Origin of the sequence: Kitasatospora sp. NPDC101157 (assembly GCF_044768255.1) — a bacterium.
Taxonomy (GTDB): Bacteria; Actinomycetota; Actinomycetes; order Streptomycetales; family Streptomycetaceae; genus Kitasatospora.
Genome location: NZ_JBIWPL010000025.1, coordinates 99,159 through 113,359 on the forward strand (window position 1 = coordinate 99,159; position 14,201 = coordinate 113,359).

A 14,201-nucleotide genomic window follows, 5' to 3' on the forward strand; every position below is an offset into this window, starting at 1 on the left:
CGCCCCCGCCCCCCCGGCGCCCCCGCCCGCCCCCCCCCCGGCGGCCGGCGTCAACCCCGCCCCCCCCGGCCGGGGGGGGGGGGGGCGCGGGGGGCGCCCCCCCCCCCCCCCCCCCGCGACCGGGTTCACGCGGTGCGGCGGCGGTAGTAGGCGATGCCGAGGGCGATGGTGATCGGACCCCAGAGCGCGGCGGGGCCGATGCACGCCCGGGCCAGCGCCTCCCACCACCCGTCGGCGAAGCCCACCTCGTCCAGCACACCGGTCCAGGCGAGCGGCTGGAGCCCGAACAGTCCGAGCAGCACCAGCCCGCCCAGCAGCGTCGCGACGAGCGGCCCGAGCGGCGGCACCCGGCGCCCCCGCAGGAACGGCACCCAGCGCGGGAACACCTCGCCCCACCCGCTGACCAGCCCCAGGGTGAGCAGCGCCAGCGCCTCGGTGACCAGGCTCAGCGCGAAGACGTACGGGATGGCCCACCAGGTGTAGGGCCCGGCGGCCGGATCCACGGTGCCCATCCGGAAGTCGAAGGCGAACGGCAGCCGCCACAGGCAGTGCGGCAGCAGGAGGAAGGGCAGGGCTCTGGCGAGGCGCAGGGCCCAAGGGGAGACGGGGCGTTCGGTGTCACCGACCGGGATGTTCTTCAGCATGCGTCCACCCTCGCCGCCGCCACCGCGTCCCCACCTCGGCCGCGGGGCCGAACCGGCTCCCCCGGCAGAGCCAGTCAGCTGTGCGCCGGCAGGCTGACGCGCCCACGTCCGGCCACCGGCTCACCCGACCGTCTTCGCGGCCCTGGCGGCTCGCTCGGCGAACACCTTCTCCCGGCGGTCGGCGGTCTGCTTCATCATCCGCTTGCGGTCGCGGGCGGAGAGCCGGTCGAGGTAGAGGCCGCCGTCCAGGTGGTCGGTCTCGTGCTGGAGGCAGCGGGCGAAGTAGCCGGTGCCCTCGATCGTCACGGGCTCGCCGTGCTGGTCGACACCGCGCACCACCGCGTGGGCCGGGCGGGCGAGCCGGGTGCCGGCGCCGGGGACGGAGAGGCAGCCCTCGACCTCCTCGATGAGCGGGCGGCCGGGCTCCTGCTCCTCGACCACCGGGTTGAGCACGTGCCCGACGTGCCGGACGCCGTCGTCGTCGGAGCAGTCGTAGACGAACAGCCGCAGGTCCACGTCCACCTGGTTGGCGGCGAGTCCGCAGCCGTCGGCGACGTACATGGTGGCGAACATGTCGTCGATCAGCCGGGCCAGGCGCTCGCTGCCGAAGTCCTCCTCGGTCGCCGCCCGGCAGGTGCGACGGAGGATCTCCTCCCCCACCTCGGTGATCCGCAGGACGGTCGGACGTACGCGCGACTCGGACACCTCGGACACGGTCGCTCCCCTCGATCTCGATGGACTTGCTAGCGACTTTGCAAAGTAGCAGACTTTGCAAAGTGACCGAAGAGACCGTCAGGACCGGCGCCCTCCCCGAACACGCCGTCCGCACCGCGCTGCTGGAACTGCTCGCCGAACGCGGCACCCTCACCTCCACCGAGGCCGCCGCCCGACTCGGGTACAGCTCGGGCCTGTGCTCCTTCCACCTGCGGCAGCTCGCCCGGTACGGAGTGATCGAGGAGGCCCCGGCCGCCGACGGCCGGGCCCGGCCGTGGCGCCTGGCCCAGGAGCAACCGCCCGCGGCCGCCGACGAGTTCGGCGAGCTGGCCCGCGGACTGGAGGACGAGAGCTACCGGCACTGGCTCGCCCGGCGCGCCGGGGCCCCGGCCGAGTGGCAGCAGGACGAGGCGTTCAGCGCCGTCGTCCACCTCACCCCCGAGGAGCTGACCGCCGTCGCGGACGCCGTGCGGCAGCTGCTCGCCCGCTACCGCGACCGGGACGCCGACCCGGGCGCGCGGCCCGCCGGAGCCCGGCCGGTCGCCGCCGTGGCCCGCCTGTTCCCCCTGCTCGACCGGTAGTCAGACCGCCCGCGCCCTGGCCACCGCCCGCGCCGCCGGTCCCACCACCAGGCCCAGCGCCGCCCCCAGCACGACGCCCTGCACGCCGTCCCAGACGTCCTGCACATCACAGGCCCGCCCGAGCGCGGGCACCGCGTACTGCAGCCCCGACACCGCGAACGGCAGCATCGCCGTACCCAGCAGCGCCACCGCCGCCCGCCGCCGGGTCCCGGCCAGGGCGGCCGCGAAGCCCACCGGCGCGTAGGTCGCCAGCTTGAGCTCGATGTGCCGCACGTGCAGCAGCTCGTACGGCGAACGCGGCCGGGCGCCCGCCACCGAGCAGTGCCGCGCGGCCTCCGCCGCGTGCCGGAGCACCGACGGCCGGAACGCCTCCGGCAGCAGCGTCGCCACGACCACCCCGCCGAGCCCGAGCAGCAGCAGGAAGCCCACCGCCCAGTGGGCCCGCAGCAGCCGCCCCACCGGCCGGTTGAGCAGGGCCGCCGGCACCAGCGAGAGCAGCAGCCCGGGCCAGAAGTTCGGCATCCCGCCGAGCACCGCACTGATCACGCCTCAACGGACGCCCCGAGCACCCGGTCGGTTCTACCTGACCGGAACGGGCGCCGGGCTCACTGGACGATCAGGTACCGTTGCTCGCTCCCGCCGCTCACGCAGGCCCCGGTGATCTGCGGCCCGCCGGAGCAGTCCCCCGGCCCCGAGGTGAAGACGGTCCAGATGTAGACGCCCGGCGTCTTCGGCGTGTAGGTCAGGTCCAGCCCGGCCTGCCAGGGCAGGTAGTCCCAGGTCGTGGCACCCGGCGCCAGCACGTTCACCGAGGAGTTGGTGCCGGCGCTCGCCCAGCTGAAGCTGACCGGCTGCCCGGCCCGGACCACCTGCTGGTCCTTCGGGGAGACCGGGACCGGGGCCGAGGGCGCGGACTTGACCGGGTTGACGCCCTGCTTGTCGTCGGCCTGGACGTTCAGGTAGCGGGTGGCGCTCCAGCCGCTGCCGATGCCGCCGTTGGAGGTGTTGGCGCCGACCACCGCCCACTGGTAGACCCCGGCCCCGGTCGGCTTGAAGGTGCAGTCGGCGGAGGTGAGCCAGCCGGAGGCCTGCCAGGGCTCGTTGCCGCGTTTGGTGAAGACCTTGGTCACCGCACCGGTCCTGTCCCAGCTGAGCACCAGCGACCGGCCCAGCGTCAGGGTGTCCCTGTCCGCCGGGGTGAGCAGGCCGGGCGGGTGCGGGGTGCCGCTGGGTACGGCCGGGGGCGGGCCCTGGGCCGGGCCGGTGGCGGCGGCGCCCGCACCGCCGGAGCCGCCCGCCGACCCGCCGGTCACGCAGTCCGGCGGGCTGCCGTCGTCCTTGGCGACCACGAAGCCGCCGGTGTCCAGTCCGGTGCTGCCGCCCCGGTCGCGCAGCAGGTACACCGGCACCACCACCGCCCCCGCGACCAGCGCCAGGGTGCTGGGCAGCAGCACCCACAGCCGTCGCGTCCGGCGCCGCCGGGCCGCCGCTCCCGCGGGTTCGGTCCGTGCCCAGCCGTCGACGCCGTACGGACCGGCGCCCAGCAGGGTCGGCACCCGGGTGGCGGGGACTCGGCCGGGTGCCGCCGCCGGCCCGGCCGCCGGCAGCAGCGGCGCCTCCGGCACCGCGGGCTTCACCCGCAGCGGCTCCGGCAGCCACGAGCCGGTCGGCCCGTCGTACCCGGGCGGCCCGAGCCGTTCCAGCAGCTGGGCGGGCGTGGGCCGGTCCTCGGGGCGGCGGGCCAGGCAGGCGGCGACGAGCGGGCGCAGCCCCTCGGGCACGCCGGTGAGGTCCGGCTCGGTGTGCATGATCCGGTAGAGCAGCACCTGTGGGTTGCCGCCGCCCCCGTACGGGTCGGTTCCGGCGGCGTGGCAGAGCACCCGGCCCAGGCTGAACACGTCGCAGGCAGGGCTGAGCGGCTCGCCGGCGATCTGTTCCGGGGCCATGTAGCCGGGGGTGCCGATGACGGTCCGGGTGCGGGTGATCGAGGCGCCGTCGAGGGCGCGGGCGATGCCGAAGTCGATGACCCGCGGGCCGTCGTCGCCGAGCAGGACGTTGGAGGGCTTGAGGTCCCGGTGGACCAGCCCGACGGCGTGGATCGCCGCCAGGGCCTCGGCCAGCCCGGCGCCGAGCACCCGCAGCACCGGTTCGGGCAGCGGGCCGTGGGCGGCGACGGCCGCGTCCAGGGACGGCCCGGGGATGTAGGCGGTGACCAGCCAGGGCGGGTCGCCGTCCGGGTCGGCGTCGACCACCTGGGCGGTGTGGAAGCCGCCGACCCGCCGGGCGGCCTCCAGTTCCCGGGTGAAGCGCAGCCGGAACTCCGCGTCGGTGGCGAGGTCCCGGTGCACGCACTTGACCGCGACCAGCCGCCCGCCCGGCGAGCGCCCCAGGTACACGACCCCCATCCCCCCGCTGCCGAGCCGGGCCAGCAGCCGGTAGCGGCCGCCGATCGTCGTCGGATCGGTGGGTCTCAACGCCTCCACGTCCACCCCCGGCGTGCGCGTTCCACGTTCCGCGGGGCACCCTCGTCGACCGACTCGGCATCAACTGACCCGCCCCGCACCACGAATCATCTCAGCTGCGGGCGCGGCGGACCAGTTCACGAAGGCAAAAAGATCAGCGGGCCGTGGTCAGCCTCAGTGCGGGATCGAGGAGATCAGCTCCTGGGCCCCCTGCCGCTTGAGCGCCAGGGCGACCGAGGTGCCGAGGTCCTCCGGGCTGAGCACGCCCGCCCACTCGTGGGCGTCCAGCACCCGCTTGCCGTCCGGGGTGAAGACCCGGCCGCGCAGCGAGAGCCGGCCGTCCGCCTCGGCCTTGGCGTAGCCGGAGATCGGGCTGTTGCAGTGGCCCTGCAGCACGTGCAGGAACATCCGCTCGGCCGCCGCCTCCCGCCAGGTGTCGTGGTGGCCGAGCCCGGTGACGGCCTCGATGGTGGCGGTGTCGTCCTCGCGGCACTGCAGGACGAGGATGCCGGCGCCGATCGGCGGGCACATCTCCTCGACGCCGAGGACCTCGGTGATCCGGGCCTGCTCGCCGATCCGCTCCAGGCCGGAGACGGCGAGGAGCAGCGCGTCGACGTCCCCGGCCGCCAGCTTGGCGAGCCGGCTGTTGGCGTTGCCGCGGATCGGGACGCACTCCAGCTGCGGGTGGGAGGCGGCGAGTTGGGCGATGCGGCGGACGGAGGAGGTGCCGATCCGGGTGCCGGGCGGCAGTTCGGCCAGGGTCAGGCCGCCGGGGTGGACGAGCGCGTCGCGGATGTCGTCGCGGCGCAGGTAGGCGGCGAAGACGGTGCCGGCGGGCAGCGGGCGGTCGGCGGGCACGTCCTTGAGGCAGTGCACGGCGACGTCGGCCTCCCCGGCGAGCAGCGCGGCGTCGACCTCCTTGGTGAACGCGCCCTTGCCGCCCAGCTGGGCGAGGTCGCCGGTCCAGCGGTCGCCCGACGTGGTGACCGGCACCACCTCGGTGCGCAACCCCGGGTGCAGGGCGGCGAGTTCGGCGCGGACCCGGTCGACCTGGGCGAGCGCCATGGGTGATGAGCGGGAGACGATGCGGATCAGCTCAGCGGTGGCCATGGCGCGATGATAGGCGCTCGAACACCGGCGGTTGGCGGCGCGTCAGCCATGCGGCGGACGGCCGGGCGGCGAACCACCCGGCCGTCCCACTCCCGTAACCGTCTCACTCGTTGTGCAGCACCTCGGCGATCGGCAGCCGGGCGGCCGAACGGGCCGGGACGAGGGCGCCGAGGACGGCGATCGCGACGCCGGCCAGGGCGAGGGCGGTGAGCAGCGGTGCGCCCCAGACGTCGATCATCGAGTCCGTGAAGGCGATGATCCGGACGTGCTCGACGATCAGCCGGTGCACCAGGATCCCGACCGGGATGCCGATGATCCCGCTGACCACGCCCTGCCAGGCCACCGAGGTGACCGTCATCGCGACGACCTGCCGGGGCGTCATCCCGATCGACTTCAGCATGCCGAGGTCGCGACGGCGCTCACGGATGGTGAGCAGCAGGGTGTTGAAGACGCCGAGTGCGGCGACCACGGACAGCAGGACGGAGAAGGTCGTGCTGAACGTCTTGATCGCGATGACCGACCCCTCGCCGCCCGTGGTGGCCACCGAGGCGGACAGGCTCGGGTCGGCGTCCGTGACGGCCTTGCGGTAGGCCTCGGCGTCGGTGCCGGGGGCGAGCCGCACGTCGTACTCGACCACGTGCGGGTCCGGGGTGAGCCGGGCCCGGGTGGCGGCGTTGGAGGTGATCGCGTTGGCGTTGCCCTGGATCTCCGTACCGACCAGGGTGACGGTGGTCTGCCGGCCGTCCAGGACCAGGGTGACCTTGTCGCCGAGCTTCAGCCCGTGCTGGTCGAGGAAGGCCGGCCCGGCCTCGGCCTCACCCGGCCCGGTCGCCGGTCGGCCCTCGACCACGTTCAGCCGCGTGTGGTCGACCATGGCGTCGCCGCCGTAGAAGTTGGCGAAGACCAACTGGGGCTGGCCCACGATGCCGACCCGGACCAGGCCGCGGACGGAGACCTGGTCGGCGCCGGGGGTGGCGTGCAGCATCGCCTCGGTCTGTTCCTGGGTCAGCCGGGGCGCGATCTTGTTCTCGGAGAAGGCGCTGGTCTGCACGTCGATGTGGGTGTACCGGTCCGGCGCGCTCATCGAGGCGGCCAGGGTGCTGCTCACCCCCGTGGTCACGGTCACGGTGACCACGCCGAGCGCGATCGCCGCCATGGTCAGCGCGGTGCGGGCCGGACGGGCGAAGGGCTGGCCGAGGCCGAGGCTGACGGCGCGCGGCAGCCGGGTGCCGCTCAGCCAGCGCTGGATCTTGAGGCCGCGCCCGGCGCGCGGTGCGCTGCCCGCCGAGATGGCCTGGGCGGCGGAGAGCCGATGGGCGCGGGAGGCGGGGACGAGCGCGGCGAGGGCGGCCAGCAGCGGGACGCCGATCAGGGTGCCGACGGGCAGCCAGCCGGCCGGTTCGATCACGGCGGTGCCGGTGGCGATCCCGGTGAAGGCGGTCCGGAGGATCGGGTACGAGGCCGCCCAGCCGGCCGCCGTCCCGAGGACGGTGCCGATGACGGCGGGCACCGAGACCATGGTCAGGTAGACGGTGACCACCTGGCGCGGGGTGAAGCCGATCGACTTCAGCACGCCGATGTGCCGGTAGCCGGAGATCACCGCGCCGCTCACCACGTTGCCGACGATCAGCGCCGCGACGACCAGGCCGAGCACGCCGAAGACCGTCATCAGCGGCAGGTAGGCGTCGGCGCCCGCCGAGAAGGCCTGCTTGAGCACCAGGTAGGACTGCCCGCTCTCGACGGCGTCCTTGGGCAGGCCCTCGGTGGTGTTGGCGAACGAGGCAGTGAGCTGCTGCTCGGTGCCCGCGTCGGTGAAGCGGTAGAGCATCTGCCGGCCCGTGGGGTGCAGGGCGGCCGCCTGCTCGGGGGTGACCCAGCCGCCGGAGGACTGGCTCATGCCGCTCGCGAAGCCGACGATGGTGAGCTTCACCCCGGTGCTGGCGGTGATCGCCGTACCGAGGAACCGGGCCGCACTGCCACCGCTGATGACCACCTCACCGGGTGCGGAGGCCCAGCGGCCGGACAGCAGTTCCACCCGGTCCACCGGCGCGGAGGCGGGATCGGGCCGGCCGACCAGGGTCAGCGGGCCCGGCGGGCGGCCGACCCAGTCGTTGGAGATGTTCACCACGACCTGGTCGAAGGGCCCCGCGGCCGCCTCGACGCCCGGCCGGTGGGCGGTGGCGGCGAGTTGCTCCGCCGAGGCCTTGGCCGGGTCGAAGAGGGCGGTGACGTGCGAGCCCCGCTCGGCCTCGAAGGCGGCGTCGAACGGAGCCCTGGCAGCGCTGATCACCGCGAGGGCGAGCAGCACGGTCGCGGTGGAGCAGAAGACGACCAGGCCGATCACGGCGGTCTGCACCCGGCGGCGCTTCACGGCCGCCCGCGAGGCGCGCCAAACCGCACCGGTCATGACGAGGCCTCCAGCATCCGCTCGCGCGCCACCCTGCCGTCCGCGACCTCGACCAGCCGGCTGGCGCAGCGGGTGGCCAGGTCGGGGTCGTGGGTGACGATCAGCAGGGTCTGCCCGATCTGGTTGAGGTCGATCAGCAGGTCCATCACCTGCTCGCCCGAGCGGCTGTCCAGCGCGCCGGTCGGCTCGTCGGCGAGCAGCAGCGCCGGGCGGTTCATCAGGGCGCGGGCCACCGCGACCCGCTGGCGCTCGCCGCCGCTGAGCGTGGCCGGGTAGACGTCCTTGCGGTGCGCGACGCCGAGTTCGTCCAGCAGCTCCAGCGCCCGGCGGCGGGCCTGCTTGGCCGTGGTGCCGGTCAGCTGGGCCGCCAGGGCGACGTTGTCGAGGGCCGGGAGGTCGTCGATCAGGTTGAAGAACTGGAAGATCATGCCGATGTTGCGGCGGCGGAAGAGCGCCAGGCCGTTCTCGTTCAGCCCGCCGAGGTCCTGCCCCTGCACCCGGACGGTGCCGGAGCTGGGGCGGTCCAGCCCGGCCACCATGTTCAGCAGGGTGGACTTGCCGCACCCCGAGGGGCCCATCACGGCGACCGCCTCGCCCGCCCTGATCCGCAGGTCGACGCCGTCGAGCGCCTTGGCGTCGCCGAACTCCTTGTGCACCCCGGACAGCTCGACGACGTAGGGAGCGTCGTCGGGCCGGGTGGTCCCGTCGTAGTCGTTGCTCATGGTCGACGACGGTAGGCGGGCCGGCCGGGGCCGGTCGTCCCACCCGGGGTGTAACCGCAGGTCGCCGTAGTACCCGGGGATGTACGGAGGCGGCACCCCCGGATGATGTCGATCAAGCTCCCGCCTGGGAAGCTGGCGCCGTGTGGGAAACAGGGACGGACTGGATCGCGGTGGCGGTGGCGGGCACGGCCTGCGCCGGCGCCGGCTGGCTGGGCGTCGCGCTGGTGCGGGCGCGCCGGCTGTACCGGGCGGCCATCGGCGAGCGCGGCTGGCTGCTGGAACGCGAGCGGGAGAGCGCCGCGAGCGCCGCCGTGGACGCCGAACGGGCGCGGATCGCCTCGGAGTTGCACGACATCGTGAGCCACAACGTGAGCCTGATGGTGGTGCAGGCCGGGGCCGCGCGCGAGGTGCTGGCCACCATGCCGGAGGAGGCGGCGGCCGCGATGGGCGCGGTCGAGGCGGCCGGGCGGGACGCGATGACCGAACTGCGGCACCTGCTGGGCCTGCTGGCGCCGGCGGCGGACGGCGGCGAGGAGCCGGGGCCGGAGGGCTTCGCCCCGCAGCCGAGCCTGAGCCGGCTGAGCCCGCTGATCGACCGCTTCGCCTTCGCCGGGCTGCCGGTGGAGGTGCGGATCTCCGGGGAGCCACGGCCGTTGCCCGGCGGCATCGACGTGACGGCGTACCGGATCATCCAGGAGGCGCTGACCAACGCCCTCAAGCACGGCGACGGGGTGACGGCGGAGGTGACGGTGCGGTACGCGGACCACTACCTGCGGGTGGAGGTGCTGAACACCGGCCCCAGCGTGCTCTCCGGTGCGCCCGCGTCCTCGCCGGAGAATCCGAAGCAGGCGGACGGCGCCGGGCGCGGGCTGCTCGGCCTGCGCGAGCGGGTCGCGGTGTACGGCGGGGACTTCGACGCCCGGCGCCGGCTCGGCGGCGGCTACCGGGTACGCGCCCGCATCCCGCTGGACCGACCGTGACGGAGGGAACCGTGGAAGAGACCGAACAGCGCCGCCCCCGGGTGGTGATCGCCGACGACCAGGAGCTGGTCCGCACCGGCTTCCGGATGATCCTCACCGCCCGCGGCATCGACGTGGTCGCCGAGGCGTCGGACGGCGCCGAGGCGGTGGCCGCCGCCGTCCTGCACCGGCCCGACGTGGCCCTGCTGGACATCCGGATGCCGACGATGGACGGCCTGGAGGCCGCCCGCCGGATCCTGGCCCAGGTGCCCGACTGCCGGGTGATCATGCTGACCACCTTCGACCTGGACCACTACGTCTACGCGGCGCTGTCCGCGGGGGCCAGCGGCTTCCTGCTCAAGGACGTCACCTCGGCCCACCTCGCCGCCGCCGTACGGCTGGTGGACACCGGCGACGCCCTGCTCGCCCCGTCGATCACCCGCCGGCTCGTCGAGCGCTTCGCGACCGGCGCCCCGCACCCGGCCGCCCGCGGCGCCGACTCGCCGCGGCTGCACCGGGACCTCGCCCCCCTCACCCCGCGCGAGGCGGAGGTGCTCGGACTGCTCGGACGCGGGCTCTCCAACACCGAGTTGGCGGTCGAACTGACCCTCAGCGAGTCGACGGTGAAGACCCACGTGGCCCGGATCTTCGCCAAGTTGAACCTGCGCGACCGGGCCCAGGCGGTGGTGCTGGCCTACGAGACCGGCCTGGTCGCGCCGGGCGGGAACGGCTGACCGTCAACTTCGTTCGCATCACCGTGAATTCAGCAGACAATCGGATCTCTCACTCATTAGGGGGAAGCGCTACCGGACTTCACATTTTTGCCAGTTCATGGGGCAACATCTGGATGTCCGCCCCCGAACCACCGGACAGCGGTTCGGGCGGCATCACCCCGCATGACGAACACCATTGGACAGGCCCGTGACCACCACCGCCCCCGTGTGGGAGTGCCCCTTCCACCACACCGAAGGCCTGGAGTTCGACCCCCTCCTCAAGCGGCTGCTCACGGAGGCCCCGATCGCCAGGATCCGACTGCCGTACGGCGAGGGCGAAGCCTGGCTGGCCACCCGCTACGAGGACGTCAAGCTGGTCACCACCGACCGCCGGTTCAGCCGCGCCGCCGGCATCGGCCGCGACCTGCCCCGGATGACGCCCGCCACCATCGCCCAGGCGGAGTCGATCAACCTGATGGACCCGCCCGAGCACAACCGGCTGCGCCGCCTGGTCGCCCAGGGCTTCACCAACCGCCAGGTCGAGCGGATGCGCCCGGCCACCCAGCGGATCGTGGACGGCTACTTCGACGAGATGGAGGAGCACGGCGCCCCGGCCGACCTGGCGCGGTTCCTCTCCGCCCGGCTCCCGCTCACCACCATCTGCGAGGTGCTGGAGATCCCCGAGCCTGACCGCGACCGGCTGCGCGGCTGGGCCGTCGCGATGATGCGGATGGGCCCGGGCAGCCGCGAGGGCCAGGAGGAGGCCAAGGCCGGGCTGCGCGCCTACTTCACCGCGCTCACCGCCGAACGCCGCGCCCACCCCGGCGAGGACCTGATCAGCGCGCTGGCCACCGCCCGCGACGGCGACGACCTGCTGGACGCCGACGAGCTCGCCGTCATGGCGATGGTCCTGCTGGTCACCGGCCACGACACCAGCACCTACCAGCTCAGCAACATCGCCTACACCCTGCTCACCCACCCCGAACAGCTCGCGAAGCTGCGCGCCCGGCCGGAGACGCTGCCGCAGGCCCTGGAGGAGCTGCTGCGCTTCATCCCGTTCCGCCAGGGCCCCGGCATCGCCCGGGTCGCCACCGAGGACGTCGAACTGGGCGGGGTGCTGATCCGAGCCGGCGAAGCCGTGCACGTCTCCTACCTGACCGCCAACCGGGACCCAGCGGTGTACGAGCGCCCCGACGAGCTGGACCTCGACCGCGCCGCCGGGCCCGTCAACATGACCTTCGGCCACGGCCAGCACCGCTGCCTCGGCTCGCACCTCGCGCTGATGGAGCTCCAGGTCGCCATCGGCACCCTGCTGCGGCGCTTCCCCCGGCTCCGGCTCGCCGTCGACCCGTCCGAACTCGACTGGAACTCCGGCTCGATCTGGCGCTTCCCGCGCACCCTGCCGGTCGCCTGGTAGCCCCTCCCCCTCGACACACCGTTCCCGCACCGGGGAGACCCACGCCATGGCCACACTCTGCCGCCCCGCGATCGCCGTACCCGAGCACGTCATCACCCTGGACGAGACCCTCGAACTGGCCCGCACCCTGCACGCCGGACACCCACAACTCGGCCTGGCCCTACGGCTGATCGAGAACACCGGGGTGCGGACCCGGCACCTGGTCCAGCCGATCGAGCGGACCCTCACCCACCCGGGCTTCACCGTCCGCAACCAGGTGTACGAGCGGGAGGCCAAGCTCCGCGTCCCCGAGGTGGTCGAACGCGCCCTCGCCCACGCCGAACTGGGCGCCCCGGACATCGACCTGATCATCTACGTGTCCTGCACCGGCTTCATGATGCCGTCGATGACCGCCTGGCTGATCAACACCATGGGCTTCCGCTCCGACACCCGCCAGGTGCCGATCGCCCAGCTCGGCTGTGCCGCCGGCGGCGCCGCCGTCAACCGTGCCCACGACTTCTGCCGCGCCTACCCGGGCGCCAACGTCCTGATCGTCGCCTGCGAGTTCTGCTCCCTCTGCTACCAGCCGACCGACCTCGAAGTCGGCTCGCTGCTCTCCAACGGCCTGTTCGGCGACGCCGTCGCCGCCGTGGTGATGCGCGGGCACGGCGGCAGCGGGGTGCACATCGAGCGCAACGGCTCGCACCTCGTCCCGGACACCGAGGGCTGGATCTCCTACGGGGTCAAGGACACCGGCTTCCACTTCCAGCTGGACAAACGGGTGCCCGGCACCATGGAGATGCTCGCCCCCGCGCTGCGCACCCTGGCCCGGCAGCACGGCTGGGACGTCTCCGGGCTGGGCTTCTACATCGTGCACGCCGGCGGCCCGCGCATCCTGGACGACCTCTGTCGCTTCCTCAACCTGGAACCGGAGAAGTTCCGTTACAGCCGGGCCACCCTGACCGAGCGGGGCAACATCGCCAGCGCCGTCGTCTTCGACGCCCTGGCCCGGCTGTTCGCCGACGGAGGCGCTCCCGAGGGCACCCCAGGGCTGATCGCCGGCTTCGGACCGGGCATCACCGCCGAGATCTCCCTCGGCAGTTGGGTCGACGCCGCCCCCGACCCGGCGCTCCGGCGCCCACGCGCCATCTCCACCTCCGACATCGCCCTCGTCAACCAGGGCGTCCCCCACCGTTTCCCGGCCGGCACTACGATCACCGAATGACCGACACCACGGACCGCACCGACCCCTCGGCCAGAGCCGCCGAACTCGCCGTTCTGTTCCCGGCGTTGCACGCGCCGCAGTACTGGGCCTGGGGGCGTTACGACGCCCGGTTCTCCACCGAGCTGCCGCCGGACGAGCTGGTCACCAACATCCACCTGGTCGGGTTCGCGGACGGCGGTGTGGTGCTGTGCCGCGACGACCGGGACCACTGGTTCCTGCCCGGCGGCACCCGGGAGCGGGACGAGTCCGTCGTGGCCTGCCTGGAGCGCGAGCTGCGCGAGGAGGCCGGCGCCCGGCTGCTCGGCGAGCCCGGCTGGCTCGGCGCGCACCGCTGCCACACCGAGGACGCGGTGCCGTACCGGCCGTGGCAGCCGCACCCGGACAAGGCCTGGCTGTGGGGCTGGGGCGAGGTCGAGCTGGACTCCACGCCGACCAACCCGGCGGACGGCGAGCAGGTGGTCGAGGTCCGGGCCGTCCCGGCGGCCGAGGCGCAGCGGCTGCTGCTCACCGGGCACGACGCCTGGTGGGGCGAGCTGATCGGGCTGGCGGTGGAGCTGCGGCGGCGGGCCGGGCGGGGGTAGTCCGGTAGCTGCGGAAGATCACTGGAACGGCGCAGCATCGAAGAGCAATGTCCGTTTTGCGGTGGTAGCACGGAAGCATGGACCCCAAACTGCTGGCCGTGGACTACCCGGTGCTCAACATCTTCTGGACGATGCTGGAGCTGTTCCTCTGGATCCTCTGGTTCTTCCTGCTGTTCAAGATCATCACGGACATCTTCCGCAGCCACGACCTGAGTGGCTGGGGCAAGGCCGGCTGGCTGGTCCTGGTGATCCTCCTGCCGCTGATCGGCGTCCTCGTCTACCTGATCGCCCGCGGTCAGAGCATGGGCAAACGGGACCTCGAACAGGCCCAACAGGCCGACGCGGCCTTCCGGGCGTACATCCGGGACGCGGCCGCGACGCCGGACAGCGGCGGTGGCGTCGGCGCTGCCGGAAGCGCTGGCGTCGGCGGTGGTGGTGTCGGTGGCCGCAGCCACGTCGAGGACCTGGCGAGACTGGCCGACCTGCGGGACCGGGGCGCCATCTCCGACGAGGAGTACCAGAAGGCCAAGGACAAGCTGCTGATGTGACCGGATGGAACGGCCGGGGGCGGGGGGGCGCGCCCCCCCCCCCCCCCCGGGGGGGGGGGGGGGGGCCCCCGCCGCGGCCAGCGGCGGGCGCCTGCGGAGAGGAGCCCGGGGGGGCGCCCCCCGCCACGGCGGGCCCGCG

The 14,201-nt window shown here is 73.9% G+C and carries 14 protein-coding genes; 7 read left to right on the top strand and 7 right to left on the bottom strand.

Annotated features, from left to right (window positions below):
• Positions 1-125: 125 nt before the first annotated feature.
• Together ACIRVF_RS34440 and def are read right to left on the bottom strand one after the other, a co-directional pair.
• Entirely contained in the window at positions 126-644 is a 519-nt protein-coding gene (locus ACIRVF_RS34440) for a hypothetical protein (protein ID WP_402826895.1), read from the bottom strand.
• 120 nt (positions 645-764) lie between these two features.
• Positions 765-1,358 (bottom strand): peptide deformylase, encoded by a 594-nt coding sequence (def, locus tag ACIRVF_RS34445; RefSeq protein ID WP_402826898.1) that lies wholly within the window; start codon positions 1,356-1,358, stop codon positions 765-767.
• A gap of 62 nt (positions 1,359-1,420) precedes the next feature.
• Between def and ACIRVF_RS34450 the strand changes: the two genes are divergently transcribed.
• A complete protein-coding gene (locus ACIRVF_RS34450) occupies positions 1,421-1,939 on the top strand; it encodes an ArsR/SmtB family transcription factor (protein WP_402826901.1) in 519 nt (172 codons plus the stop codon).
• On the opposite strand, the gene ACIRVF_RS34455 is transcribed toward ACIRVF_RS34450, so the two are convergent.
• The 5 genes from ACIRVF_RS34455 to ACIRVF_RS34475 all read right to left on the bottom strand — a co-directional run bounded on the left by ACIRVF_RS34455 (position 1,940) and on the right by ACIRVF_RS34475 (position 8,640).
• The gene (locus ACIRVF_RS34455; RefSeq protein WP_402826904.1) at positions 1,940-2,485 is read right to left on the bottom strand and encodes a hypothetical protein; all 546 of its coding nucleotides are present in this window, start codon (positions 2,483-2,485) and stop codon (positions 1,940-1,942) included.
• A gap of 59 nt (positions 2,486-2,544) precedes the next feature.
• A complete protein-coding gene (locus ACIRVF_RS34460; protein ID WP_402826907.1) occupies positions 2,545-4,413 on the bottom strand; it encodes a serine/threonine protein kinase in 1,869 nt (622 codons plus the stop codon).
• A gap of 162 nt (positions 4,414-4,575) precedes the next feature.
• Positions 4,576-5,511: a hydroxymethylbilane synthase gene (gene hemC, locus ACIRVF_RS34465; RefSeq protein ID WP_402826910.1), complete on the bottom strand. Its 936-nt coding sequence runs from the start codon at positions 5,509-5,511 to the stop codon at positions 4,576-4,578.
• 103 nt (positions 5,512-5,614) lie between these two features.
• A complete protein-coding gene (locus tag ACIRVF_RS34470; RefSeq protein ID WP_402826913.1) occupies positions 5,615-7,918 on the bottom strand; it encodes an FtsX-like permease family protein in 2,304 nt (767 codons plus the stop codon).
• Complete coding sequence (locus ACIRVF_RS34475; protein ID WP_402826916.1) at positions 7,915-8,640, bottom strand: ABC transporter ATP-binding protein; 726 nt, start codon at positions 8,638-8,640, stop codon at positions 7,915-7,917. Before ACIRVF_RS34475 ends, ACIRVF_RS34470 begins: the two co-directional genes overlap by 4 nt.
• A 140-nt stretch (positions 8,641-8,780) precedes the next feature.
• On the opposite strand from ACIRVF_RS34475, the gene ACIRVF_RS34480 reads away from it, so the two are divergent.
• From ACIRVF_RS34480 to ACIRVF_RS34505, 6 genes are all read left to right on the top strand, one after another.
• A complete protein-coding gene (locus tag ACIRVF_RS34480) occupies positions 8,781-9,620 on the top strand; it encodes a sensor histidine kinase (protein WP_402826919.1) in 840 nt (279 codons plus the stop codon).
• 11 nt (positions 9,621-9,631) lie between these two features.
• On the top strand, positions 9,632-10,333 hold the full coding sequence (locus ACIRVF_RS34485) for a response regulator (RefSeq protein ID WP_402826922.1): 702 nt from the start codon (positions 9,632-9,634) through the stop codon (positions 10,331-10,333).
• A 187-nt stretch (positions 10,334-10,520) separates the two neighbouring features.
• Positions 10,521-11,729 carry a cytochrome P450 gene (locus ACIRVF_RS34490; protein WP_402826925.1) on the top strand — a complete coding sequence of 403 codons (1,209 nt, stop codon included), beginning with the start codon at positions 10,521-10,523 and terminating at the stop codon, positions 11,727-11,729.
• Positions 11,730-11,775: 46 nt separating this feature from the next.
• Positions 11,776-12,933, top strand: coding sequence for a type III polyketide synthase (locus ACIRVF_RS34495; protein WP_402826928.1), 1,158 nt, complete (start codon positions 11,776-11,778; stop codon positions 12,931-12,933).
• Complete coding sequence (locus tag ACIRVF_RS34500; protein WP_402826930.1) at positions 12,930-13,514, top strand: NUDIX domain-containing protein; 585 nt, start codon at positions 12,930-12,932, stop codon at positions 13,512-13,514. The genes ACIRVF_RS34495 and ACIRVF_RS34500 overlap by 4 nt, the downstream gene beginning before the upstream one ends.
• Positions 13,515-13,591: 77 nt before the next feature.
• Complete coding sequence (locus ACIRVF_RS34505; protein ID WP_402826933.1) at positions 13,592-14,062, top strand: SHOCT domain-containing protein; 471 nt, start codon at positions 13,592-13,594, stop codon at positions 14,060-14,062.
• Positions 14,063-14,201 lie beyond the last annotated feature (139 nt).

Coding starts and splice junctions, on each gene's coding strand:
- ACIRVF_RS34440 (WP_402826895.1), bottom strand. CDS start 644: ATGCTGAAGAACATCCCGGTCGGTGACACCGAACGCCCCGTCTCCCCT.
- hemC (WP_402826910.1), bottom strand. CDS start 5,511: ATGGCCACCGCTGAGCTGATCCGCATCGTCTCCCGCTCATCACCCATG.
- ACIRVF_RS34470 (WP_402826913.1), bottom strand. CDS start 7,918: ATGACCGGTGCGGTTTGGCGCGCCTCGCGGGCGGCCGTGAAGCGCCGC.
- ACIRVF_RS34475 (WP_402826916.1), bottom strand. CDS start 8,640: ATGAGCAACGACTACGACGGGACCACCCGGCCCGACGACGCTCCCTAC.
- ACIRVF_RS34495 (WP_402826928.1), top strand. CDS start 11,776: ATGGCCACACTCTGCCGCCCCGCGATCGCCGTACCCGAGCACGTCATC.
- ACIRVF_RS34500 (WP_402826930.1), top strand. CDS start 12,930: ATGACCGACACCACGGACCGCACCGACCCCTCGGCCAGAGCCGCCGAA.
- ACIRVF_RS34505 (WP_402826933.1), top strand. CDS start 13,592: ATGGACCCCAAACTGCTGGCCGTGGACTACCCGGTGCTCAACATCTTC.